This is a genomic window from Rhodococcus sp. 320_ES, assembly GCF_059691855.1.
The window spans coordinates 192,063-215,692 of sequence record NZ_JCAWAG010000002.1 but is presented as its reverse complement, the minus strand read 5'-3'; the positions used below and the strand labels follow the sequence as shown (position 1 = coordinate 215,692).

Annotated in this window: 22 protein-coding genes; 12 read left to right on the top strand and 10 right to left on the bottom strand. The window is 66.8% G+C overall.

Annotated elements, in window-relative coordinates; all coding sequences use genetic code 11:
- Positions 1-41: 41 nt before the first annotated feature.
- Positions 42-1,175, bottom strand: a complete 1,134-nt coding sequence (locus AC59JP_RS07710) for a citrate synthase 2 (RefSeq protein WP_497325147.1) — start codon at positions 1,173-1,175, stop codon at positions 42-44.
- A 161-nt stretch (positions 1,176-1,336) separates the two neighbouring features.
- Between AC59JP_RS07710 and pdxH the strand changes: the two genes are divergently transcribed.
- Positions 1,337-1,966 (top strand): pyridoxamine 5'-phosphate oxidase, encoded by a 630-nt coding sequence (gene pdxH, locus AC59JP_RS07705; RefSeq protein WP_497325724.1) that lies wholly within the window; start codon positions 1,337-1,339, stop codon positions 1,964-1,966.
- Positions 1,963-3,228, top strand: coding sequence for an MFS transporter (locus AC59JP_RS07700; RefSeq protein ID WP_497325146.1), 1,266 nt, complete (start codon positions 1,963-1,965; stop codon positions 3,226-3,228). Before pdxH ends, AC59JP_RS07700 begins: the two co-directional genes overlap by 4 nt.
- Before the next feature lies 1 nt (position 3,229).
- On the opposite strand, the gene AC59JP_RS07695 is transcribed toward AC59JP_RS07700, so the two are convergent.
- On the bottom strand, positions 3,230-4,147 hold the full coding sequence (locus AC59JP_RS07695) for an NAD-dependent epimerase/dehydratase family protein (RefSeq protein ID WP_497325145.1): 918 nt from the start codon (positions 4,145-4,147) through the stop codon (positions 3,230-3,232).
- 109 nt (positions 4,148-4,256) lie between these two features.
- Here AC59JP_RS07695 and AC59JP_RS07690 point away from each other — a divergent pair, with 109 nt between their 5' ends.
- Entirely contained in the window at positions 4,257-4,946 is a 690-nt protein-coding gene (locus AC59JP_RS07690) for a TetR/AcrR family transcriptional regulator (protein WP_497325144.1), read from the top strand.
- 4 nt (positions 4,947-4,950) lie between these two features.
- Here AC59JP_RS07690 and AC59JP_RS07685 read toward each other — a convergent pair whose 3' ends face one another.
- Entirely contained in the window at positions 4,951-5,652 is a 702-nt protein-coding gene (locus AC59JP_RS07685) for a CPBP family intramembrane glutamic endopeptidase (protein WP_497325143.1), read from the bottom strand.
- Between the two features lie 71 nt (positions 5,653-5,723).
- On the opposite strand from AC59JP_RS07685, the gene AC59JP_RS07680 reads away from it, so the two are divergent.
- The 3 genes from AC59JP_RS07680 (at position 5,724) to AC59JP_RS07670 (ending at position 8,982) form a co-directional block, all read left to right on the top strand.
- The gene (locus tag AC59JP_RS07680) at positions 5,724-6,689 is read left to right on the top strand and encodes an aldose 1-epimerase family protein (protein ID WP_497325142.1); all 966 of its coding nucleotides are present in this window, start codon (positions 5,724-5,726) and stop codon (positions 6,687-6,689) included.
- Entirely contained in the window at positions 6,686-7,606 is a 921-nt protein-coding gene (locus AC59JP_RS07675) for a carbohydrate kinase family protein (protein ID WP_497325141.1), read from the top strand. Before AC59JP_RS07680 ends, AC59JP_RS07675 begins: the two co-directional genes overlap by 4 nt.
- A gap of 68 nt (positions 7,607-7,674) precedes the next feature.
- Positions 7,675-8,982: a citrate synthase gene (locus AC59JP_RS07670; RefSeq protein WP_497325140.1), complete on the top strand. Its 1,308-nt coding sequence runs from the start codon at positions 7,675-7,677 to the stop codon at positions 8,980-8,982.
- 96 nt (positions 8,983-9,078) lie between these two features.
- Here AC59JP_RS07670 and AC59JP_RS07665 read toward each other — a convergent pair whose 3' ends face one another.
- Entirely contained in the window at positions 9,079-9,870 is a 792-nt protein-coding gene (locus AC59JP_RS07665; RefSeq protein WP_497325139.1) for a carbon-nitrogen hydrolase family protein, read from the bottom strand.
- A 32-nt stretch (positions 9,871-9,902) separates the two neighbouring features.
- Between AC59JP_RS07665 and AC59JP_RS07660 the strand changes: the two genes are divergently transcribed.
- Complete coding sequence (locus tag AC59JP_RS07660) at positions 9,903-10,538, top strand: GntR family transcriptional regulator (protein WP_497325138.1); 636 nt, start codon at positions 9,903-9,905, stop codon at positions 10,536-10,538.
- On the opposite strand, the gene AC59JP_RS07655 is transcribed toward AC59JP_RS07660, so the two are convergent.
- On the bottom strand, positions 10,510-11,862 hold the full coding sequence (locus AC59JP_RS07655; RefSeq protein ID WP_497325137.1) for an MFS transporter: 1,353 nt from the start codon (positions 11,860-11,862) through the stop codon (positions 10,510-10,512). The two genes, AC59JP_RS07660 and AC59JP_RS07655, sit on opposite strands and share 29 nt — an antisense overlap.
- A 162-nt stretch (positions 11,863-12,024) precedes the next feature.
- Between AC59JP_RS07655 and AC59JP_RS07650 the strand changes: the two genes are divergently transcribed.
- Entirely contained in the window at positions 12,025-12,708 is a 684-nt protein-coding gene (locus AC59JP_RS07650) for a DUF2848 domain-containing protein (protein WP_497325136.1), read from the top strand.
- A gap of 55 nt (positions 12,709-12,763) precedes the next feature.
- Positions 12,764-13,123 carry an FKBP-type peptidyl-prolyl cis-trans isomerase gene (locus AC59JP_RS07645; RefSeq protein WP_497325135.1) on the top strand — a complete coding sequence of 120 codons (360 nt, stop codon included), beginning with the start codon at positions 12,764-12,766 and terminating at the stop codon, positions 13,121-13,123.
- Between the two features lie 3 nt (positions 13,124-13,126).
- On the opposite strand, the gene AC59JP_RS07640 is transcribed toward AC59JP_RS07645, so the two are convergent.
- From AC59JP_RS07640 to AC59JP_RS07630, 3 genes are read right to left on the bottom strand one after another with little or no spacing between them, the layout of a single operon-like run.
- On the bottom strand, positions 13,127-14,140 hold the full coding sequence (locus AC59JP_RS07640) for an isopenicillin N synthase family dioxygenase (RefSeq protein ID WP_497325134.1): 1,014 nt from the start codon (positions 14,138-14,140) through the stop codon (positions 13,127-13,129).
- A gap of 23 nt (positions 14,141-14,163) precedes the next feature.
- Positions 14,164-15,504, bottom strand: a complete 1,341-nt coding sequence (locus AC59JP_RS07635) for a sensor histidine kinase (protein WP_497325133.1) — start codon at positions 15,502-15,504, stop codon at positions 14,164-14,166.
- A complete protein-coding gene (locus tag AC59JP_RS07630; protein ID WP_497325723.1) occupies positions 15,501-16,217 on the bottom strand; it encodes a response regulator transcription factor in 717 nt (238 codons plus the stop codon). Before AC59JP_RS07630 ends, AC59JP_RS07635 begins: the two co-directional genes overlap by 4 nt.
- Positions 16,218-16,332: 115 nt before the next feature.
- Between AC59JP_RS07630 and AC59JP_RS07625 the strand changes: the two genes are divergently transcribed.
- Together AC59JP_RS07625 and AC59JP_RS07620 are read left to right on the top strand one after the other, a co-directional pair.
- The gene (locus AC59JP_RS07625) at positions 16,333-18,510 is read left to right on the top strand and encodes a glutamine synthetase III family protein (RefSeq protein WP_497325132.1); all 2,178 of its coding nucleotides are present in this window, start codon (positions 16,333-16,335) and stop codon (positions 18,508-18,510) included.
- Between the two features lie 69 nt (positions 18,511-18,579).
- A complete protein-coding gene (locus tag AC59JP_RS07620; RefSeq protein WP_497325131.1) occupies positions 18,580-19,923 on the top strand; it encodes a cryptochrome/photolyase family protein in 1,344 nt (447 codons plus the stop codon).
- Positions 19,924-19,928: 5 nt separating this feature from the next.
- Here AC59JP_RS07620 and AC59JP_RS07615 read toward each other — a convergent pair whose 3' ends face one another.
- Positions 19,929-21,842 carry a propionyl-CoA synthetase gene (locus AC59JP_RS07615; protein ID WP_497325130.1) on the bottom strand — a complete coding sequence of 638 codons (1,914 nt, stop codon included), beginning with the start codon at positions 21,840-21,842 and terminating at the stop codon, positions 19,929-19,931.
- Here AC59JP_RS07615 and AC59JP_RS07610 point away from each other — a divergent pair.
- A complete protein-coding gene (locus AC59JP_RS07610; RefSeq protein ID WP_497325129.1) occupies positions 21,841-22,518 on the top strand; it encodes a GOLPH3/VPS74 family protein in 678 nt (225 codons plus the stop codon). The genes AC59JP_RS07615 and AC59JP_RS07610 overlap by 2 nt on opposite strands.
- A 3-nt stretch (positions 22,519-22,521) precedes the next feature.
- Here AC59JP_RS07610 and AC59JP_RS07605 read toward each other — a convergent pair whose 3' ends face one another.
- Positions 22,522-23,592 (bottom strand): ABC transporter substrate-binding protein, encoded by a 1,071-nt coding sequence (locus AC59JP_RS07605; RefSeq protein ID WP_497325128.1) that lies wholly within the window; start codon positions 23,590-23,592, stop codon positions 22,522-22,524.
- Between the last annotated feature and the right edge of the window lie 38 nt (positions 23,593-23,630).

The following is a 23,630-nucleotide window of genomic DNA, read 5'->3' as shown; positions in this document are numbered from 1 at the left end:
CCCGCAATCCGCGGTGCCCGAACCCGAAGAGCCTGAGCCCCTCAGGCGATATTCCCCCACCCCTCGACGGACTCGGGGGACCGCGGCTCGGGGCCGGTGTAGATCGCGGCGGGACGGACGAGCCGTCCCAGGCGCTTCTGCTCGAGGATGTGCGCGCACCAGCCGGCGGTGCGGCCGCAGGTGAACATCGCGGGCATCATGTGCGCGGGGACCTCGGCGAAGTCGAGGATCACGGCGGCCCAGAACTCGACGTTGGTTTCGATCGCGCGGTCGGGCCGGCGTTCGCGCAGCTCGGCCAGCGCAGCCTGCTCCAGAGCCGCAGCAACTTCGAAGCGGGGAGCGTTGAGCCGCTTGGCGGTGGCGCGGAGCACGCGTGCGCGGGGATCTTCGGCTCGGTACACCCGGTGCCCGAAGCCCATCAGCTTCTCTTTGCGGTCGAGGATGCCCTTGACCATGCCGCGGGCGTCGTCGTTCTTCTCGACTTCTTCGATCATCGGCAGGACGCGGGCGGGTGCGCCGCCGTGCAGCGGGCCGGACATGGCGCCGATGGCTCCGGAGAGTGCGGCGGCCACGTCGGCACCGGTCGAGGCGATGACGCGGGCGGTGAAGGTGGAGGCGTTCATTCCGTGCTCGGCGGCCGAGACCCAATACGCGTCGATCGCTTCGGTGTGCTGTGGGTCCGGATCACCCTTCCAGCGCGTCATGAATCGTTCGGTGACGGTCGAGCATTCGTCGATGCGCGACTGCGGGACCGCCGGCTGGTAGATCCCGCGTGCGGACTGCGCGACGTAGGACAGTGCCATGACGGACGCACGTGCGAGGTGCTCGCGGGCGGTGTCGTCGTCGATGTCGAGCAGTGGTTCGTATCCCCAGATGGGGGCGAGCATCGCGAGTCCGGCCTGGACGTCGACGCGCACGTCGCCGGTGTGGATGGGCAGTGGGAAGGGTTCGGCCGGGGGCAGGCCAGGTCCGAAGCGGCCGTCGACGAGCAGCGCCCACACGTTGCCGAAGGTGACGCCCTTGCTCACGAGGTCTTCGATGTCGACACCGCGGTAGCGCAGTGCGCCGCCGTCCTTGTCGGGCTCGGCGATGTCGGTGGTGAACGCCACCACGCCTTCGAGTCCGCCCACGAATCCTTCGGGGACGGCGTTCTTCGTGGAGCTCTGATCGGGCATGACTGACCTCGTTCTCGTGTGCCCCGGTAAGGGCAAGACTCCGAGCACCATAGCGGGTCGAGTGTCCGCCCGAGAACCTCCTGCGGCCGGGAGTAGCGTTCTCGATCGTGACAAATCCCTCTCACCCCACCGATCGACCGGCGAAGGCGGATCTCGCCGCGATGCGTGTGAGCTACGGCGGTGACGCCGACCTCGTCGAGTCGTGGCTCGACGACGGCTGGTTCCCGCTGGTGACGTCGTGGTTGAACGAGGCGATCGCGGCCGACGTGGCGGAACCGAACGCGATGGTGCTCGCCACCGTCGACGCGGACGGTCATCCGGCGACGCGCACGGTGCTGTGCAAGGAGATCACCGCGGAGGGCGTGGTGTTCTACACGAACTACGGTTCGGCCAAAGGTATAGCGTTGCAGTCGCATCCGTACGCATCGGCGACCTTTCCGTGGATTGCGATCCAGCGTCAGGTGACCTTCCGCGGCCCCGTGACCAGAGTCGACGCGGCGACGACGCAGGCCTACTGGAACACCCGGCCTCGCGGATCCCGGTTGGGTGCGTGGGCGTCGGAGCAGTCGAGTCCGATCTCGTCGCGGGAAGCACTCGAGGCCAAGTTGGCCGAGGTGACCGCTCGTTTCGAGGGGCAGGACGAGATACCCGTGCCCGACGACTGGGGCGGTTTTCGCATCGGGCCGACGTCGGTCGAGTTCTGGCAGGGTCGAAACAACAGACTGCACAACAGGATACGAGTCGACATCGACGAGACCGGCGCCGCAGTATCGAGCCGCCTCCAACCGTGAGTCCGCGCATCCTGGCGGACACCACACCGCTGCAGAACAGAGACTATCGCCGACTGTGGGTCGCCGGAATCGTGACGGTGATCGGCGCGCAGTTGTCCATCGTCGCGGTGCCGCAACAGCTGTTCGCCATCACCGGAAGCTCGGCGTACGTGGGATTGGCCGGTGTGTTCGCGCTCGTGCCCCTCATCGTCTTCGGACTGTGGGGTGGGGCACTCGCCGATGTCATGGACCGGCGAACGCTGCTGATGATCAGCTCGGTCGGAATCGGGTCGACCTCGGCGTTGCTGTTCGTTCAAGCGTTCCTCGGTCTGAACAACGTGTGGATCGTGCTGGTGCTACTGGGAATTCAGCAGGCGTTTTTCGCGATCAACCAGCCGACGCGCAACGCGATCATTCCGCGTCTGCTTCCGCCTCAGCAACTTCCCGCGGCGAACTCGTTGAACATGACGGTGTTCAACTTCGGTGCCATCGCCGGACCGCTCCTCGCAGGCGTACTGATCAAACCCTTCGGACTGTCGACGCTGTATCTGATCGACACGGTGTTCCTGACCGCGACGTTGTGGGCGGTGTACCGGCTGCCGAAGATTCCGCCGACGGGGGAGTCCCGTCGTGCGGGCCTTCGGGAAGTGCTCGCCGGGTTCGCGTACCTGACCACGCAGAAGGTGCTCTTGGCGTCGTTCGTCGTCGACATCATCGCGATGGTGTTCGGCATGCCGCGTGCGCTTTTCCCGCAGATCGCGCACGAGACCTTCGGCGACCCCCTCGAGGGCGGATTCGTTCTCGGGCTGTTGTTCGCCGCTCTGTCCGCCGGCGCCATTCTCGGCGGGGTGTTCTCGGGGTGGCTTCCGCGTGTGCAGCGGCAGGGCGTCGCGGTGATCGTCTGCATCGTCGTGTGGGGTGTGGCGATGATCGGGTTCGGCGTCTCGGTCGGCGTGGCCGTCGTCGGCGAGGTGTCGTGGGCTCTCTACGTGGCGTTGGCGTTCCTCGCGCTCGGCGGCGGCGCCGACATGATCTCTGCGGCGTTCCGCAGCTCGATGCTTCAGTCGGTCGCCACCGACGAGATGCGGGGACGCCTGCAGGGAGTCTTCGTCGTGGTCGTCGCAGGCGGCCCGCGCATCGGTGACGTGCTGCACGGGTTCACGGCCGTCTACGTCGGAACCGCGGTCGCCGCTGCGGGCGGCGGCGTCCTGGTGGTCGTGGGCGTCGTCGTTGCGGCGCTGGCGATTCCGGCCTTCGTGAAGTACCGCGTGGCCCGAGACTGATTCACAGCGTGGCGCTGCGGCGGCAGATGTCCTCCCACGGCGACGGTGCCAGCCCCAGCTCCTTCTCGGTCATCGTCGAGTCGAGGATGTACGGCGACGTGCGTTGGTAGGACAGCTCGTTGAGCTCGCGCATCATCGGGACGACCAGTCCCATGCCGCGGGTTGCCAGGCGCGGAATGCGGGCCACGCGTACCGGCGGGCGCCCCACCGCCGCCAGCGAATCCGTGATCGCCTGCTCCAGTGTCCGGGGCGCGTTGGTGGGTGCGTGCCAGATGCGGCCCCACGTGTCCGGTCGATCGACGACGGCGATCAGGGTTCGCGCTTCGTCGAGCACGTCGGTGAAGGAGTGCGGCTGATCCTTCGCGTCGATCACCCACGCGGTCTTGCCCTTCAGCGCCGTGGGCATGACGCGGGTGACGTGGCCGTTCTGTCCGACGCCGAGGCCCATGTAGTCCGACGCGCGAACCTCGACGGCGCGCAGCCGCCCCGCGTCGTGCGCATCCTTCAATTCGGCCCACATCTGTGCGCGCAGGACGCCCTTGTGGTCGGTGGCGGCGTCGGGCATTCCTTCGACCATGCGGCCACCGGGGACCGGGCCGTAGGGGTAGAGGCATCCGGTGACGGCAAGGACCGCTCCGGTGCGTTCCGCAACCAAGCGCAGTGATCGCGCGAGCGGGGGCCACACGTCCTGCCACGTCGTGTAGTCGCTCGGATTGGCGCAGTTGTACAGCGCCACAGCACCTTCGGTGATCTCGGTCAGTGCGTCTGCGTCGGAGGCATCCAGTGCGACCGCGTGCGCCGACTCGACTGCGGTTCCGCGTCTGGTCACCACGACCACCTCGGATCCGCGCTCGGCCAGCAGGTGGGCGACGGCGCTACCGACGGGGCCGGCCCCGACGACGATATGACGATCGGACATGGCGTAAGCCTTTCGAAGAAGGAAGTGAGAGCACTGCTCTCACAACGAAGCATGAGCTGCGTTCGCCGATCTGTCAAGAGCACTGCTCTCGTTTTGTTACTGTCGAACCATGACGCGAGCGCAGAACCGCAGCGACGTGACCGACCGGATCCTGGCGTCGGCGCGTGTTCAGCTGGCCGAGATCGGACCCGCGGCGCTTTCGCTGCGGGCAGTGGCGCGCGACATCGGAATGGTCTCGTCGGCGGTCTACCGATACGTGTCGAGCCGTGACGAGCTGCTCACGGCCCTGATCGTCCAGTGCTACGACGAGCTCGGTGCCGCCGCGGAGACGGCCGACGCCCCGCACGATCGCGAGGATCATCGGGGGCGCTGGATGTCGACCTGCCGCGCCATCCGGTCCTGGGCGAACGCCCATCCGCACGAGTACGCCCTGCTGTACGGATCGCCGGTGCCCGGCTACGTGGCGCCCGAGAACACCATCGCGCCGGCGACGCGAACGACGATGGTCCTCGTGTCGATCGTGCTCGACGCACACAAGGGCTCATCCGAGCGCGGGAGCGCAGAGAAGGAGCTTTACGTCGGCGCTCGTGAGTTTCTTCGGAACGAGTTCCGCACCAGAACCGGAGAGGACGGCGACTTCATCGACGATGCGCTGGTGCGCAGCACCCTGACGGCGTGGACCACCATCTTCGGGACGATTTCGTTCGAACGGTTCGGGCACCTCGTGGGGTCGGTGACCGATTACGACGGGTACTACGACGAGGTCGTCGTCGACCTGGCGGAGCGGCTGGGACTCTGACCGGCTAGTGGACCGTCAGCTGCCAGACGGTCAGTGCCGCAAGGGCTCCCGCGCCGTTGAGTGCCCAGTGCAGACCGATGGGCGCCAGAATCGACTTGCCGCGGTGCCGAAGCCAGGTGAACACGAATCCGGCCAGCGTGGTGCCGGCGACCGCGCCGCACACACCGACGACCTGACCGAAGATGCCGGTGCCCAGCACCGACGAGAATCCGGCGTTGCCCGACGTCAGGCCGAGCGACGACGCGACGTGCCACAACCCGAACAACAGTGAACCGATCACGGCGACTCCGCGGATTCCGAATCGGCGCGCGAGGTTGGCGTGCAGGACTCCGCGGAAGGCCAGTTCTTCGGGGACGACGGTCTGCAGCGGGATGATGACGAGAGCCGCGAACAACGTGGCCCCGACGTTGACTCCATATCGCTCGTTCAGGAACGCCGACTGCGTGAACGGAATCGAGGCGGCCACCGCGACGACGAGAAGGGTCACGGCGGCAGCGGTCACACCGTGCTTGGCCCCGCGGCCCCAGTTCTTCAGACCCAGGTCGCTCCAGTGCAGACCGCGCGCTCGGGCGAAGAGGAGCAACACCACTGCCCCCACCGGAACCGCAGCCACGGCGATCGGCGTCGGCGCGTAGTGCGCAGTGAGATTGAAGCCGACCAACGCCGCGACGACCACGACGATGTCGACCGCGGTGCGGTTGATCACGGGAGTGAAGGCTCTCGAAGGCACTCCCCAAGCTAACAAAGAATTTTGTCGAGGCCGGTAGCGTTCGGAGGATGACCGAGTCCTACGTCATTGCAAGCGGGCCCTACCGAGCCGAGGTCGTGGCCACCGGCGCGGGTCTGCGCGTGCTGACGCGCGACGGACGTGCGCTCACCGAAACCTGGCCCGCGGGCCAGAAGCCGCCGCTGTCGGCCGGGTTGGTCCTGGCGCCGTGGCCCAATCGCACGCGCGACGGCCGCTTCACGTTCGAAGGTCGCGAGAACCAGCTGGAGATCACCGAGCCCGCCAAGAACAACGCCAGTCACGGGTTGGTGCGCCGGCGCGACTGGACGCTCGTGGCGCACACCGATTCTCGTGTCGAGCAGACGATCGAGGTGGGCGACGAACCGGGCTGGCCGTACCCGTTACGCATCGGCGTGGTGCACGAGGTGGGCGAGACCGGACTCACCGTGACCCACACCGCCACCAACATCGGGGACACGAACGCGCCGTTCGCCCTCGGTGTCCACTCGTTCGTCCGAGCCGGTGACACACCGCTGGACGAGTGCATTCTGTCCGTCGCTGCGGGGACGCGCCTGCCGGTGGACTCGGAACGCAACCTGCCGGAGGGACAGTCGGTTCCGGTTGCGGGCACCGAGTTCGATCTCTCGGCGCCCCGGCCGTTGAAGGGGGTGTGGCTGGACACTCCGTTCAGCGCCCTCGTGCCCGACGCCGACGGCATTACCCGGTGCCGACTGACCGCGCCCGACGCGCCCGCGACGGTGCTGTGGACCGACGAGAAGTTCCCATGGGTCCAGGTGTTCACGGCGGACCCGAAGAACGATCAGGCGTATCCCGATCGCGGCCGAGCGTTGGCGATCGAGCCCATGACGTCGCCCGTCGACGCGCTCAATTCGGGTATCGATCTGATCGTCCTGGAGCCGGGGGAGACGTGGTCGGGGACGTGGGGGTTGATGCAGGAGTGGAGCCTGCGGAACGACCCGAAGACGCAGGAATCGACTGTCGGGGGGCAGCTGTGACGATCTTGGTGTGCGGTGAGGCGTTGGTGGATCTGGTGCCACACGACGGCGGGCCGTTGCTCGCGCCGAGGCTGGGCGGGGGACCGTTCAACGTCGCCGTCGCACTGGGGAGGCTCGGCAGCAACGCCGAATTTCTCTCCCGCATCTCGAACGACGCGTTCGGCCGCGATCTCGTCGACTGGCTGCACGCGTCGGACGTGCGTACCTCGATTCTGCAGCGCGGCGACGAGCCCACCACGCTGGCGCTGACGTCGCTCGATCCGAGCGGGGCCGCCGCGTACTCGTTCTACGCCGACGGCACCGCCGACCGGCTGGTGCGCGACCCCGACGTCGTTCCGGACGACATCGAAGCCGCGTCGTTCGGCACGTTGTCGCTGCTGTACGAGCCCGGTGCGTCGGTCTACGGCGCGTTGCTGCACCGCCTCCACGGGCACGGCGTGCTGACCATGCTCGACCCGAACATCCGCCCGGCGGCCATGACGGACGGCGACGAATACCGTCGGCGGTTCCGCACCTGGCTGCCGTCCGTCGACATCCTGAAGGTGTCCGTCGAGGACGCGGGGTGGCTGGCGGAGGGCGAGCAGGGCACCACGCCCGAGCAGTGGCTGGCGGCCGGCATCACCGCGATCGTCGTCACGCGCGGCGACGAGGGGCTGTCCGTCATCACCGTCGACGGCGAGATCGCGGTGCCCGGAGTCAGAGTGAGCGTCGCGGACACGATCGGTGCGGGTGACACCGTCCACGGCGCGCTTCTGCACTGTCTCGATCGGGCGGGCGAATTGTCCGTCGAGCGGCTACGGACCTTCACCGAGGAACGGTGGCGCGAGGTGCTGGGATTCGCCGCGCGCGCTGCGGCGATCACGGTCTCGCGGCCCGGTGCGGACCCTCCCTGGGCGAACGAGCTGACGGGCGACTAGTTTCTATCTGCGAGACCTGAAGTTGGTTACCACCGTGTCCGTACACATGAGCTCGAGAGGGACCATTCGTGCCCGCTGAGAACGCTGACAACGCCGCAAAAGCCACGCTCACCTACCCCGGTGGCGAATACGAGATGGGCATCTCCAAGGCCACCGAGGGCAACGACGGCATCGAACTGGGCAAGTTGCTTGCCACCACCGGCTTCACCACGCTCGACGGCGGGTTCGTCAACACCGCGTCGACCAAGTCGGCCATCACCTACATCGACGGCGACGCCGGGATCCTGCGGTACCGCGGATACCCGATCGAGCAGCTCGCGAAGGGATCGACGTTCATCGAGGTCAGCTACCTCCTGATCTACGGCGAGCTCCCGACGGCAAGCCAGCTCGACGACTTCACCGACCGCATCCGTCGGCACACCCTGCTGCACGAAGACCTCAAGCGCTTCTTCGACGGCTTCCCGCGCAACGCGCATCCGATGCCGGTGCTCTCGAGCGCAGTGAACGCTTTGTCGGCGTACTACCAGGATTCGTTGGATCCCGACGATCCCGAGCAGGTCGAGCTCTCGACCATCCGCCTGCTCGCGAAGCTGCCGACCATCGCGGCGTACGCGTACAAGAAGTCCGTCGGTCAGCCGTTCCTGTACCCGGACAATTCCAAGAGCTACGTCGAGAACTTCCTGCGGATGACGTTCGGTCTGCCGGCCGAGCCGTACGAGGCCGACCCCGAGGTCATCAATGCCCTCGACATGCTGCTGATCCTGCACGCTGATCACGAGCAGAACTGCTCCACGTCGACGGTGCGCCTGGTCGGCTCCTCCGATGCGAACCTGTTCACCTCGATCTCCGGCGGCATCAACGCACTGTGGGGTCCGCTCCACGGCGGCGCGAACCAGGCCGTGCTCGAGATGCTCGACCGCATCAAGGACGAGGGCGGCGACAGCGCCGACTTCCTGCGCAGGGTGAAGAACAAGGAAGACGGCGTGAAGCTCATGGGCTTCGGGCACCGCGTCTACAAGAACTACGACCCGCGCGCCGCCATCGTCCGCGAGACGGCGCACACCATCCTCGAAATGCTCGGCAGCAACGACGAGCTCCTCGAGATCGCGCTCAAGCTCGAGGAATCGGCATTGGCCGACGACTACTTCGTCGAGCGCAAGCTGTACCCGAACGTCGACTTCTACACCGGCCTGATCTACCGCGCCATGGGCTTCCCGACGCGGATGTTCACGGTGCTCTTCGCCCTGGGTCGTCTGCCGGGATGGATCGCGCACTGGCAGGAAATGCACCAGGATCCGAACGGCAAGATCGGCCGTCCGCGCCAGATCTACACCGGCTACACCGAGCGTGAGTACAAGGGAGCGGGCGAGCGGTAGTTCGCTCGGCTCTGGGCCCAACCTCTTTCGGACCCAATGTGACGTTCGGTAGCAATAGTGGACCGAACGTCACATTGGGTCCGTTTGGTTCCGTGCTCAGAACCGCCGGTTCGCCAGCACCGGCAACGTCTTGCGCACCGCATCGACCTCGTCCACGTCGATGTCCACGGTCAGCAGTCCGGGTGCGCCCTCGAGCGAGTCGAGTACTGCGCCGTTCGGGCCCACCACCAGCGAGTGGCCGACGCCCAGGGGTGCGCTGCCCTTGACCTCGTGGCCCGACGCTTCCGGGTCTGCCTGATCGCACGCGGCGATGAACATGGTCGAATCCAGCGCACGCGCCCGCGCCAGCAGCGTCCACTGATCGACCTTGCCCGGCCCGCGTCCCCAGGAGGCCGGGACCACGGTCAGCCGCGCTCCCCGGTCGGCGAGAGTTTGGAACAGGCCGGGGAAGCGGATGTCGTAGCAGGTGGCGACGCCGACGCTCACCCCGTCGACCGTGACGACCAGTGGTTCGGAACCCGGTGCGACGGTGTCGGATTCGGCGAAACCGAAAGCGTCGAAGAGGTGGATCTTGTGGTACGAGTCCTCGACGCCACCTCCGGTGACGAGCAGGGTGTTGTGGACGCGACCGTTGTCGGCGGGTGTGAACATTCCGGCGATCACCGTGACTCCGGCGGCCGCGGCCAGCGATCGCACGGCGCCGGCCCAGGGCCCGTCGAGTGGTTCGGCGGCGTCGACGATGGGTCCGTCGAACGATTTCATCGTCGCCTCGGGGAAGACGACGAGGCTCGATCCGGCGGCGACGGCGGCGTCGATCTGCTTCTCGACGAGAACGAGGTTCTCCTGCGGGTCCCGTGACGCGGTCACCTGGGCGAGGCTGATTCTCATCGATCACTCCATTCATCGGGTATACCTAGTGTATGCAATCCGGTCGCGATCGCGCGTACGCCTATCTCCGCGATCAGGTTCTCACCTCGCCCGCGTCCACCGGCACGTTTCTCAACGAGGGCGAGCTGGCGACGGCGATCGGTGTGTCTCGCACCCCCGTCCGAGAAGCGTTGTTGCTCCTCGTGTCCGAGGGGTTGATCGAGATGGTGCCCAAACGAGGCGCGTACGTGCCGCCGGTGTCGGGCCGTCAGATCGGAGAGCTGATGGGCCTCCGCGGTGTGCTCGAGCGGCACGCCGCATCGCGATCGATCACTCGGGGGAACGCTCCGGTCGCGGAGATGACCCATGCGCTGGCAGAGCAGGAAACGTTGGCGGACAACCGGTCCGACGACGCGTCGAAGAAATTCATCCATTGGGACGGTCTGTTTCATCAGGCGCTCATCGACTCGGCCGGAAGCGAATTGCTCTCGCGCACCTACGCGGGACTGCGTGCGCGTCAGTTGCGCGTCGGATTGTCGGCCATCATCGAGGCGGAGGGCCGCCAGCATCAGGTGTGCGGAGAACACCAGGCCATCGTCGACGCGCTGGCTGCGGGCGACGAGGACCTGGCGTTCCGGGCGATCGACGATCATCTCGCCGTCACGACATCGATTCTGTTGCGGGCGTAGGCAGTCGCGACGCGACGTACCGCTCTTCCTCGGCGACGTCCGGGCCGCGGCCGAGCAGCAACCCGACAACGGTCACGATGCCGACGATCACGATGTAGACGAAGATCGGGACCCAGCTGTCGAGCTTGTCGAGCAGCAGCGTGAAGATGATCGGTGCCAACGCTCCGCCGAACACGCCCGCGATGGTGTACGCCAGCGAGCTACCGGTCGAGCGCAGTCGAAGATCGAACTGTTCGGTCACGAAGGCTGCCTGCGGGCCGTACATGAACGAGTGGAACGCCAGTCCCACAACGACTCCGAGGATCAGCAGGCCCAACGACCCGCCGCCGATCATGAGGAAGAAGATCGCAACCCACGCGGCACCACCGACGGCAGCAATTCCGTAGAGGAGGCGCCGGTTCATGCGGTCCGACAGGGCGCCGGCCAACGGGATGAGCGCGAGTTGGCACGCGGATCCGATCAGAATGGCGGTCAGCACCTCGCTGCGGACGAACCCGAGACGGTTCACGCCGTAGGTGATGGAGAAGACCGTGAACAGCGCGTAGATCACGTCGGGTGCGATACGGGACATGATGGCCGCGAGCAGCGAACGTCTCTGTGTGCGAAAGACTTCGGAGATCGGCGCGTCGGGTCGCTCGCCGCTTTCCTGCATAGCCTTGAACACCGGGGTGTCCTCGAGCTTGAGGCGAATCCACAGGCCGAAGGCGACGAGAACGGCGGAGAAGAGGAACGCGATGCGCCATCCCCACGATTCGAACTGGTCCTCGGTCAGCGTCACCGTCAGCAGTGCCAGCGATCCGTTGGCCAGCAGATTGCCTGCGGGCGGGCCGATCTGGGCAGCGGACGCCCAGAATCCGCGTTGGCGTGGGTTGCCGTACTCGCTGGAGAGAAGAACTGCGCCACCCCATTCGCCGCCGACGGCGACGCCCTGCGCGAAGCGGAGGAAGACCAGGATGATCGGCGCCGCGACGCCGATGCTTCCGTACCCGGGAAGCAGACCGATCAAGAAGGTGGTCACGCCGATCATGAGCAGCGTGATGACGAGGAGCTGCTTGCGTCCGATGACGTCTCCGAGGCGTCCGAAGACGAAACCGCCGATCGGGCGCGCGACGTAACCGACGGCGTAGGTGGAGAAGGCGAGAAGCGTGCCGGTGAGCGGATCGCTGTCCGGAAAGAAGACCTGCGGGAAGACCAGGGCCGCCGCGGCGGAGTAGACGGCGAAGTCGTACCACTCGAGTGCGGTTCCGGTGAGGCTCGCCGCGAAGGCCTTGGCCAGGCCTTTGCGGTCGTCGGGCGCCGAGGTGGCGGTGGGTGTGCCCTCCATGACGCCTCCTTTCGAAGTCGATCGTATCGGTTGGTACCTCCATATACTTGCTGTATACAAGACGTATGCGCAAGGGCTGAGACGCATCGAAACACAGAAGTAACGACCACACCGAAGTCACGACAGCACCGAAGTCGAGACAAACAGAGCAGGAGCTCCGACATGACCGACCTGACGTTCGAACTTCCCGACGGCACCACCGAGACCATCACGGTGACCACCCTCCTGAACGCCGGCTACGCAGGCCGCGACCAGGCCGAGGTGCAGTCGCACATCGACGAACTGGCCGAGCTCGGAATCCCTGCGCCGCAGACCATTCCGGCCATGTACCCCATCTCGCCCTACCTGGCCCAGCAGACCGATCGGGTCGCCGTGCAGCACGGCCGCACGTCGGGTGAGGCGGAGTGGGCCCTGATCGTCCTCGGCGACACCGCGAACGACGTTCTGCTCACCGTCGCGTGCGATCACACCGACCGTGACCTCGAGGTTCACAGCGTCGCATGGAGCAAGAACGCTGCCCCGGACGTGCTGGGCCGCAAGGCGTGGCGCTTGAGCGACGTCGCGGACCGCATCGACGAGATCACCCTGACCGCGTGGGTCGACGGCGACACCGTCATCCAGCAGGGATCGCTCGCCGACCTGCTGGCGCCGAGCTACTGGCTCGACGTTCTCGACGAGCGTGGCCTGCTGCGCCGCGGCACCGTGTTGATCTCCGGCACGATCTCGATGATCCCCGGCGTCGACCAGTTCGCCGATTCGTGGCGCGTCGAGCTGAAGGACCCCGCGACCGGCAACACGATCGACTGCTCCTACCGCGCCGAGCGGATGCCGCAACCCATCGGCTGACCTGCCTCGCGTTAGAGTCGGTTCGTACGAGACGCGAACCGACGAGGAGATTTCAGTGACGAAGCCCGAGATCGAGTTCCAGGCAGGACCCCCTCCCACCGACCTGGTGATCGAAGACATCACCATCGGCGACGGCGACGAAGCCGTACCCGGCGGCAAGGTCGAGGTGCACTACGTGGGCGTCGAGTTCGACACCGGCGAGGAATTCGACTCGTCCTGGAATCGCGGCGAGTCGATCAACTTCCCGTTGCAGAGCCTCATCGCCGGCTGGCAGGAGGGCATTCCCGGAATGAAGGTCGGCGGACGCCGTCAGCTCACCGTCCCGCCGGAGATGGCCTACGGACCGGCCGGCCGGGGACATCGGCTCTCCGGCAAGACGTTGGTCTTCGTGATCGATCTTCTCGGCGTCGGCTAGGAGTTACTGCTCGGCAGCAGTCACTCGCGCGGCTTCCCGCTCGGCAGAGCTGTTCGACTTGCCCTCGCGGGACCCGGCCAGCTTGGCTCGAATGTGCTGGGCGACGGTGACCGGCTCGTAGAGCGGCGGGCCGTGCGAGGGAAGCGGTGCGATCACCGCGTCGATGTTGCCGTCGTGGAAGAACGCCGCTGACCGTCGACGGCGAATGGTCCCGTCGACGACCGGGGGCTTCACCCTGTGCAGGGTCGACATCCAGCGATCGTTGGTCAGCCGCGCCGTGAGGTCGCCGAGGTTGACCAGGAGCGCACCGTCGGCGGGTGACACGTCGTGCCAGATCCGGTCGGACCCCAGAACCTGCAGGCCCGCAACCTGATCGGCCCACAGCACCGTGACGATGCCGTAGTCGGTGTGCGCTCCCATGCCGGTGAGATCGCCGTCGAGCTCGATGTCACCGGGTGGAAGGGCGTAGTTGTTCATCCGCAGGGTGTCGACGGAATGGTCGGTCAGGTCGGAGATCGAGGTGCCGAGCGCATCGGAGAAGATGTCGGTCAGGGTTCGGGCCACCCGAGCTGCGTGCGCGTAGTACGCCTCGACTCCGCCCCGGAAGTCGTCGGACGGCCACAGGTTGGCCGGATAGTCGGCCTCCGGTAGACCCTGATCAGGATGGTCCGACGCCTGCGCGCCCACGTTGAAGGCCTCGAAGAAGTCGTTCATCCGGTCGGCCGACTCCACACCGAGGGACAGCGACAACGACTCGCTCTTCGGCGCGGTGTAGCCGCGATTGATCGACGGCGGCGTGACGAAGGCGCGTTTGTCCGCCGGCGGCATGCCGAAGAAGGAGTCCATGGCGCGTGCGAGACCGTCGATCACCTCGTCGGGAACGCCGTGTCCGACCACCTGGACGAATCCGACTGTGCTGCAAGCGTAGTCGATGTCGGCCGCCACACCCGAGCGTGCCTGCGCCGATCCGCCGTCGACGTACGGAGAGATATCGACCGTGGGTACTTCGAAGTCCATCCCGCCATCCTCACGCACGGACGTTACGGCTGCGCTACGTCCGGCCCGCCGCCGTCGCGCAGTTCGAGCACCAGGCGGGCCCCGCCGAGCGGACTCGTCTCGAAGCGGGTGGTGCCGCCGTGCAGGTCGGCCTGTTGGGCGACCAGCGCGAGGCCCAGGCCGGAGCCGCCTTTCGCCGCACCGCTGCCGCGTTCGAACCGGCCGAACACCGACTCGCGTTCGGATTGGGGAAGGCCGCTCCCGTCGTCGTCGACGGTCACGGTGACCGAGTCGCCCGTGCGGTCCAGGCCGATCACCACCAGGCCGGCACTGCCGTGCCGCACAGCATTGGTGATCGCGTTGTCGAGGGCCAGCCGCAGACCCGTCGCGAACCCGCGCACCACGACCGGACCCCCCGCGTCGACGCGCACCTCCAAGGACGGGAAGTGGCGCATCGCGTCCTGCGCCGCGAGGTCCGCCACGTCGGCGACGTCGACGGCCACACGATCGGAATCCGACGACAGCTCGCCCGACGCCAGTCGTTCGAGGGCGGCGAGCGTCGCCTCGACACGGCCCTGGGTGCGCTGGAGGTCGGTGAGAATTTCGGCCCGCTGCGTCGCGTCGAGGTCGAGGGTTCGCAGCACCTCGATGTCCGTACGCATGGCGGTCAGTGGGGTGCGCAGTTCGTGGGCCGACACGGCGGCGAAGTCCCGAGCCGTGTCGAGGGCGGCTTCGGTGCGGTTCTGCGCGTCCGTGACCCGGCCGAGCATGTCGCCGACCGCCGCCGCGAGCTCGTCGGCCTCCCGCACACCCGTCTTGGACTGCGGCGGAGTCGGCGGTTGCTTGCGGACCTGAGCGGTGAGGCGCAGCAGTGGGCGCACAGCGCTGCCGCCGAAGATCCAGCCGAGCGCGGTCGAGGCGCCGACGGCGAGCACACCGGCGACGAGAACCTGCCGTCGCTGCGAGGTGGTGACGTCCTGCGCCTCGGCGAGCGGGACCGCGATCGAGATGGTGGTCGTCGGCCGGTCCGGGACGACCGCGGTGAACACGCGAAACTCGGTGCCGTCGACGTCGGCGGTGGCGCTGCCCGCCGGAAGGTCGGGGAGCTCGGGTCGCGTCGTCGCCCGGATCCGGCCGTCGTCGCGAATCGTGATCCCGAATGCACGCGACTCGCTGAGGTTGCCGAGGAACATCTCGAATGTTTGTGCGCGCGTGACGATCACGTCGGATGCGGTTTCCAGGCGTCGGTCGAGTTGGTAGACGTTGTTGCGGGAGATGGCGAACGAGACGTAGACGCCGATGGCCGTCACGATGACCAAAGCTCCGAGGGCAGCGGCCGCCGCGACGCGGGCCCGAAGCGAGAACGATCGACGCGGACTTCTCACGAGGCTCGCAGCACGAAACCCACGCCGCGGACGGTGTGCAGGATGCGCGCGTGGCCGTCCACTTCCATCTTGCGGCGCAGGTAGCCGACGAAGACGTCGACGACGTTGGTGTCGGCGACGAAGTCGTAGCCCCACACCAGGTCGAGGAGTCGTTCACGGGAGAGCACCACGCCGGCGTTGCGCGCGAGAACGGCGAGCAACTCGAACTCGCGCTTCGTCAGATCGAGGGGTCGGCCGGACAGCGTCGCCTGGTATCCCGGCTCGTCGATGGCGAGCGGCCCGATGACCGATGTCGTGGTGGCCGGTCCGGACGTTGTCGTGTTGCCGCGGCGACGAAGCATCGCGTTGATGCGTGCGACCAGTTCCGCGAGGACGAACGGCTTGGTCAGGTAGTCGTCGGCGCCGGATTCGAGGCCGGCGATGCGGTCGTTCACGGAGCTGCGGGCGCTGAGCACGCAGATGGGAATGTCGTTTCCGCTGGCGCGGAGCACGGTGACCACTCCGTTGCCGTCGACCACGGGCATGTTCATGTCGAGCACCACCACGTCGGGGTCGTCGTCGCGCACCGCGTCGAGCGCGCGGGCGCCGTCGACGGCGGTGAGGACGGAGAAGCCCGACAGTCGCAGACCGCGTTCGAGGGACGCGAGCACGTCCGCGTCGTCGTCGACGACGAGGACGGTGGCGGCGGTGTCGGTCACCAGGCAATTGTGCATTGCAGTGGTCACAGTTACGAAACACTCCCGCCACGACCGCTTCGTACAGTCCCGAGGTCGGAGTCCGCGCAACCGGGTGCGGAACCCTGTGGCTCTTCCTTAGGGGTTTGGAAAAATGAGTGGAAACGCCGTTCGCCTGCAGGCCATCCAGGACGTCGAGGCCTATGTACCGCCTGCGTTCGACTTCTCGGTGTCGCAGACCCCGAGCGAATTCTTCGGTGAGAACGTCTTCAGCAAGATCGTCATGCAGAAGCGGCTGCCCAAGTCCGTGTTCAAGTCCGTCATGGCCACGATCGAGGGCGGCAAGAAACTCGACCCCGCCGTCGCCGACTCCGTCGCCTCGGCCATGAAGGACTGGGCGCTGGAAAAGGGCGCGACGCACTACGCCCACGTCTTCTACCCGCTCACCGGTCTCACCGCCGAGAAGCACGACAGCTTCTTCGACCCGACGGGCGACGGCACCGCTCTCGCCGAGTTCGCCGGCAAGACGCTCATCCAGGGCGAGCCCGACGCGTCCAGCTTCCCCAACGGCGGCCTGCGCAACACCTTCGAAGCCCGTGGCTACACCGGGTGGGACGTCACCAGCCCGGCCTACGTGCTCGAGAACCCGAACGGCAACACCCTCTGCATCCCCACCGTCTTCGTCTCCATGACCGGTGAGGCGCTCGACCACAAGACGCCGTTGCTGCGCAGCCAGCAGGCCATGGGCGGGCACGCCGAGCGGATCCTGAAGTTGTTCGGACACGACAAGCCCGGCAACATCGTCTCGTTCTGTGGTCCGGAACAGGAGTACTTCCTGGTCGACCGTCACTTCTTCCTCGCGCGCCCGGACCTGATGAACGCCGGCCGCACCCTCTTCGGCGCCAAGCCGCCGAAGGGTCAGGAGTTCGACGACCACTACTTCGGCGCCATCCCCGAGCGCGTACTGGGCTTCATGATGGACACCGAGCACGAGCTCTTCAAACTCGGTATCCCGGCCAAGACCCGGCACAACGAGGTCGCGCCCGGCCAGTTCGAGATCGCCCCGATGTTCGAGCGTGGCAACGTCGCAGCCGACCATCAGCAACTGCTGATGACGACCTTCAAGACCATCGCCAAGAAGCACGGCATGGAATGCCTCTTCCACGAGAAGCCGTTCGACGGCGTCAACGGATCCGGCAAGCACGTCAACTTCTCCCTCGGCAACGCCGAGCTGGGGAGCCTGCTCGTGCCCGGCGACACCCCGCACGAGAACGCCCAGTTCCTCGTCTTCTGCGCGGCGGTCATCCGCGCGGTGCACAAGTACTCCGGCCTGCTGCGCGCATCGGTGGCCTCCGCGACCAACGATCACCGTCTCGGCGCCAACGAGGCACCGCCCGCGATCATCTCGATCTTCCTCGGTGACCAGCTCGCCGACATCTTCGACCAGATCGCCAAGGGCGCGGCGACGTCGTCGAAGGGCAAGGGCACCATGATGATCGGCGTCGACACGCTGCCGATCCTGCCCACCGACCCGGGCGACCGAAACCGCACGAGCCCGTTCGCGTTCACCGGCAACCGCTTCGAATTCCGCGCGCCGGGCTCGATGCAGACGGTCAACGGACCGATGGTCACGATCAACACGATCATGGCCGACTCGCTGGACTACATCGCGACCACGCTCGAAACCGCGGTGGCCGACGGCACCGACTTCGACGAGGCCGTGCAGAACCTGCTCACGCAGATCATCACCGATCACGGCGCCGTCGTCTTCAACGGCGACGGGTACTCCGACACGTGGCCCATCGAAGCCGAATCGCGCGGTCTTGCGAACCTGCGGACCACCGTCGACGCGTTGCCGGAGCTCATCTCGCAGGACGCGATGGACCTCTTCGACAAGTACAACGTGTTCAACAACCGAGAGATGCACAGCCGCTACGAGATCGGGCTCGAGCAGTACATCCTCACGATCGGGGTCGAGGCCAGGCTCACGCTGGAGATGGGCACGACGGCCGTACTCCCGGCCGCCGTCCGCTACCAGACCGAGCTCGCTCAGAACGTCGCGGCGCTGAAGAGTGCCGGCGTGGAGGCCGACACCACCGCGCTCGCCGAGGTGACCGCGCCCATCACGGCACTGCGCACCGCGCTCTCCACATTGAAGAGCGCACTGGCTCACGAGGGCGGGGACGACGCACTCGAGCACGCCAAGCACGCGCAGAACGAGCTGCTGCCCGCGATGGACGCCGTCCGCGCCGCCGCGGACGAGCTCGAGGGCATCGTGGCCGACGATCTGTGGCCGCTGCCGACGTATCAGGAGATGTTGTACGTGCTGTAGCCGCTGTGCGCGAAAACCGGCCCTGGAGGGCCGGTTTTCGCGCACAGGGTATGTGGGCATACTCCCCTCATGCCTTCAGTTCTCTGGTTCCGCCGCGATCTCCGTCTCGGTGACCACCCAGCCCTGGCCCGCGCCGCCGAGACCGACGGTTCGGTGCTGGGGCTGTTCGTGTTGGACGATCGGCTGCTGAAGCCGTCCGGCTCGGCGCGACGGGACGTGCTCTACCGCTCGTTGACCGCGCTCGACGAGCAGCTCGGCGGCAAGCTCCTGGTGGTGCGCGGCGACCCGACCACCGTCGTGCCCAAGGTGGCGAAGGCGATCGACGCGTCCGAGGTACACGTCTCCGAGGACTTCGGCCCCTACGGCCGCGAACGCGATGCGGCCGTCGGGGAGAAGGTGGACCTGGTGGCCACCGGTTCGGCGTATGCCGTCTCACCCGGCCGGATCACCAAGGACGACGGCGACGGCTTCAAGGTGTTCACCCCGTTCTATCGCCGCTGGCTCGATCACGGCTGGCGGGGCCCGGCGGACACGTCTGTCAAGACGGCGACGTGGATCGACCCGTCCGATCTGTCCGGTGGCCCGAAGCGCGTCGACATCCCGACCGAGAAGGGTGCGGACGTCGACATCGAGGTCGGGGAGAAGGCTGCACTGAAGCAGTGGAAGGAGTTCCACGACAATCGCATTCGCGAGTACGACGACGAGCGCGATCGTCCTGATCTCGACACCACGAGCCGAATGTCGATGCACCTGAAGTGGGGGGCCGTCCACCCGCGAACCCTGCTGGCCGACATCGCGAAGTTGCGCAACGCCGGTGCCGAGTCCTACCGCCGCGAACTGTGCTTCCGTGATTTCTACGCCGAGATCCTCGCCCGCCGCCCGGACAGCGCGCGGGAGAACTACATCAAGAAGTTCGACGCCATCGAGCTGGACTCGGGCAAGCACGCCGACGAGCTGTTCGACGCGTGGTGCGAGGGCAAGACGGGATATCCGATCGTCGACGCCGGCATGCGTCAGTTGAACTCCGAGCACTGGATGCACAACCGGGTGCGCATGATCGTGGCGTCGTTCCTGGTGAAGGACCTGCACCTGCCGTGGTGGCGCGGCGCGCGCTACTTCATGCAGCAGCTGCGTGACGGTGATCTGGCCAGCAACCAGCACGGGTGGCAGTGGACGGCGGGAACCGGCACCGACGCGTCCCCGTACTTCCGCATCTTCAATCCCACGACTCAGGGTGAGAAGTTCGACCCCACAGGCGATTACGTGCGGCGCTGGGTACCCGAGCTGCGCGGCGTCGAGGGCAAGGCCGTGCACGCGCTGAAGAAGGGCCGGCCGGAGGAGTACGTAGAGCAGATCGTCGATCACTCCCACGAGCGGCAGGTGTCGTTGGAGAGGTTCGGGAAGATCAAGTAGGGGGGTCAGAGCCCCCTCAACGCATCGAGCACCGACACATCCTCGATGGTCGAGGGCACGACCACCTCGTCACCGTCGGCGATCTGCCGCATGGTCTTTCGCAGGATCTTCCCCGACCGGGTCTTCGGCAGACCTTGCACGACGGTCACGTCGCGGAACGTCGCGACGGCGCCGATCTGGTCGCGGACCATCGCGACGAGTTCGGACCGCAGCGTCTCCTCGTCGACCTCGGTGCCGGCCTTGAGGACGACGTAGCCGCTGGGCCGCTGGCCCTTGATCTCGTCGTGGATACCGATGACGGCGCACTCCGCGACGGCGGGGTGCGACGCGACGACGGCTTCGATGCTGCCGGTCGAAAGCCTGTGTCCGGCAACGTTGATGACGTCGTCGGTGCGTCCGAGGACCGAGACGTACCCGTCGGCGTCGACGAATCCCGAGTCGCCGGTGAGGTAGTACCCGTCGAACGCGGAGAGGTACGACTTCACGTACCGTTCGTCGTCGTTCCACAGTCCGGCGAGGGTGCCGGGAGGCAGCGGAAGAGCGATCACGATGTTGCCCTCGTCGCCCGCCTCGACGGGGCCGCCGTTCTCGTCGACGATGCCCACCCGGAACCCGGGAACCGGCACCGTCGGTGATCCGGCTTTGATCGGCATCGGTTCCAGGCCGCGGAGATTGGCGCAGATCGCCCACCCGGTCTCGGTCTGCCACCAGTGGTCGACGACGGGCTTGCCGAGAATGCGCGTCGCCCATTCGTAGGTGTCGGGATCGAGTCGCTCGCCGGCCACGAACAGCGTTTCGAGCGACGACACGTCGTGATCGGCAAGCAGCGCCGCGTCGGGGTCGACCTTGCGGATGGCGCGCAGGGCGGTCGGAGCGGTGAAGAGCGCGCGCACGTTGTGGTCGTCGATCACGCGCCAGAACGCTCCCGCGTCGGGCGTCCCGACCGGTTTGCCTTCGTACAGAACGGTTGTGGCGCCGACGAGCAGCGGCGCGTAGACGATGTAGGAGTGCCCCACCACCCATCCGACGTCGGATGCGGTCCACATGACCTGACCGGGGCCGACGTCGTAGATGTTCTTCATCGACCACGTCAGCGCGACGGCGTGGCCGCCGTTGTCGCGGACGACGCCCTTGGGCTTGCCGGTGGTGCCCGACGTGTACAGGATGTAGAGCGGGTCGGTTGCCGAAACCGCCACGGGTGCAGCCGGTTCGGCGTGCGCGGTCACCTCGTCCCAGTCGTGCCAGCCGGCCGGAAGGTCACCGCCGATCTGCGGCCGGTTCTTCACGATCACCACCGACGGAGGTGACGTCGACATCTCGAGTGCCGCCGCGACCAAGGGCAGGTATTCGACGGTTCGGCCCGGCTCGAGCCCGCCGGACGCGGTGACGAGAGCGACCGGCTCGGCGTCGTCGATGCGCGCGGCGAGTTCCTTGGCGGCGAACCCGCCGAAGACCACCGAGTGCACGGCTCCGATCCGTGCGCAGGCGAGCATCGCGACGACGGCTTCGGGAATCATGGGCATGTAGAGAATGACCCGATCGCCGGCCCCGACGCCGTGCGCGGTCAGCGCTCCGGCGAACGTCGCCACCTGCCGCAGCAATTCGGTATAGGTGAACGACTGCGCGGCGCCGATCATCGCGGAGTCGTAGATCAGGGCGGTGCGTTCACCGTGGCCCGCCTCGATGTGCCGATCCAGTGCGTTGTAGCAGGTGTTGAGTGCCGCGCCCGGAAACCACCGATAGAAGGGCGGGGCCGAGTCGTCCAGAGCGCGAGTGGGCGGGACGACCCAGTCGATCGCGGACGCCGCCTCCAACCAGAACGTCTCGGGGTCCTCGGCGGCGGAGGTGAACGCTGCGCGGTACGGAGTACTCATGAACCGCACTCTATTCCGGCACGGACGCAAGTATGGTCGAGTCATGACTCTGATTGCGGAGGACGTGCTGTTGCTCCTGCTCGACGACGGGTCCGGTAAGCCTGTCGTCGACAGCACCAAACTTCCTCGCGTGCTGGCCGGGTCGCTCGTGCTCGAGTTGGCGATGACCGGAGTGCTGCGCGTGTCGGGAGACGGTGAACAGGTCAAGAAGGGTCGGCTCGTCGTCGCCGGCGGTCCACCGCCCACCGACCCGCTGCTGCAGCGTGTCACCGATGCGGTGGCCACCAGCTCACGTCCGATGACGCCGAAGCGCGCCATCGAGAAGCTGCAGAAGGGGTTGCGTGACGAGGTGGCGTCGCGTCTGGTTGCGCAAGGTTTCGTGGACGAGAAGCGCGGGAAAATTCTCGGACTGTTCCCCACGACCGCGTGGCCTGCGCGCGACACGGCCTACGAAGCGGGCATCAGAAATGCCCTCCACGCCGTCCTCGTCGACGGCGCCACTCCGCAGCCCCGTGTTGCCGCCGTCGTCTCGCTCCTGTGCGCCATCGACGCGGTGGGCAAGGTCATGCGCGACGCGGACCGCCGGGTGATCACCAAGCGCGCCAAGCAGATTGCCGACGGCGACTTCGCGGGAGCCGCGGTGCGACGGGCCGTGCAGGACGTGAATGCCGCCGTCATGGTTGCGGTGATGGCGCCGGTCATCGTGTCCAGCTCGGGTTAACGCCTACTTCAGGTCGGGGTTCTCCGCGTAGACCTCCGCGAGGACCGACATGTCGAACAGTTCGTCGGCGGAGATGTCGATTCCGGCCTTCGCCAGCGCTGCGATGTTCTCGTCGATCAGCGTCTGGGAGATGGTGAACAGTCCGTTGGCCTCGGTGTCGGGGGAGACGACGAGGGTGTTCTGCGCGGTCGCCTCGGCGGTCTGCTCCTCGAAATCGAGGTTCTGGTCCTTGCCGTAGATCTCCACGGCCAGTCGTGCGGACTCCGCAGGGCTCGCGACGGCATCCTTCCAGCCCAGGATCTCCGCCTTCAGGAACGCCTTGAGCTTGTCACGCTCGTTGTCGATGGTCTCCTGCTTGACGGTGAACGTCTCGGCCACGAGCGGCAGTCCGAAGTCGGCAAAGAGGAAGTTGGTGTTCTGGAAGCCTTTGGCCGCGAGCGTGATCGGTTCGTTGGTCACGTACGACACCCAGCCGTCCACCTCGCCGTTGGCGAGTGGGCTCGGGTCGAACTGTGCGGGCACGATCGTCATCTGACTCTCGGTGAGACCGTTCGCCGCGAGCAGCGCGCCGAACACCAGCTGATTCGAGTCCTGCACACCGATCTTCTTGCCCACCATGTCCTGTGGTGTGCGAATGGGCTTCGCGGCCGAGCTGACGATGGCGAACGGGTTCTTCTGGAACGTGGCTCCGACGATCTTCGCCTCCAGCCCGTCGAGCACGGCGGGCGCGGTGAGCTGCGGCGCCGACATGCCGATCCAGACCTTGCCCGTGTCGAGTCCCGCTTCGACACCGGTGCCGGCGGCACCGCCCGCGATCAGGTCGACGTTGCCGAAGCCCGCGTCCTTGTAATAGCCCTTCTCGATGGCGAAGTACTCACCGGCGAACTCGATGTTCTTGATCCACGACAGCTGAACTGCGACCGTGCCGTACGTGCTGCCGTCGTCCGAGGTGCCGCCCGCGGACGACGAGTCGCCGCCGCTGCTGCACGCGGCCAGGACTGCGGTGCCGCCCACGGCCACACCCGCCAGAGCGGAGTAACGGAAGAACGAACGGCGGTCGAAATTCTGTGTCATGGGCGGAACACTAGGGCTGTTCCGTTTCGTTCAGTTTG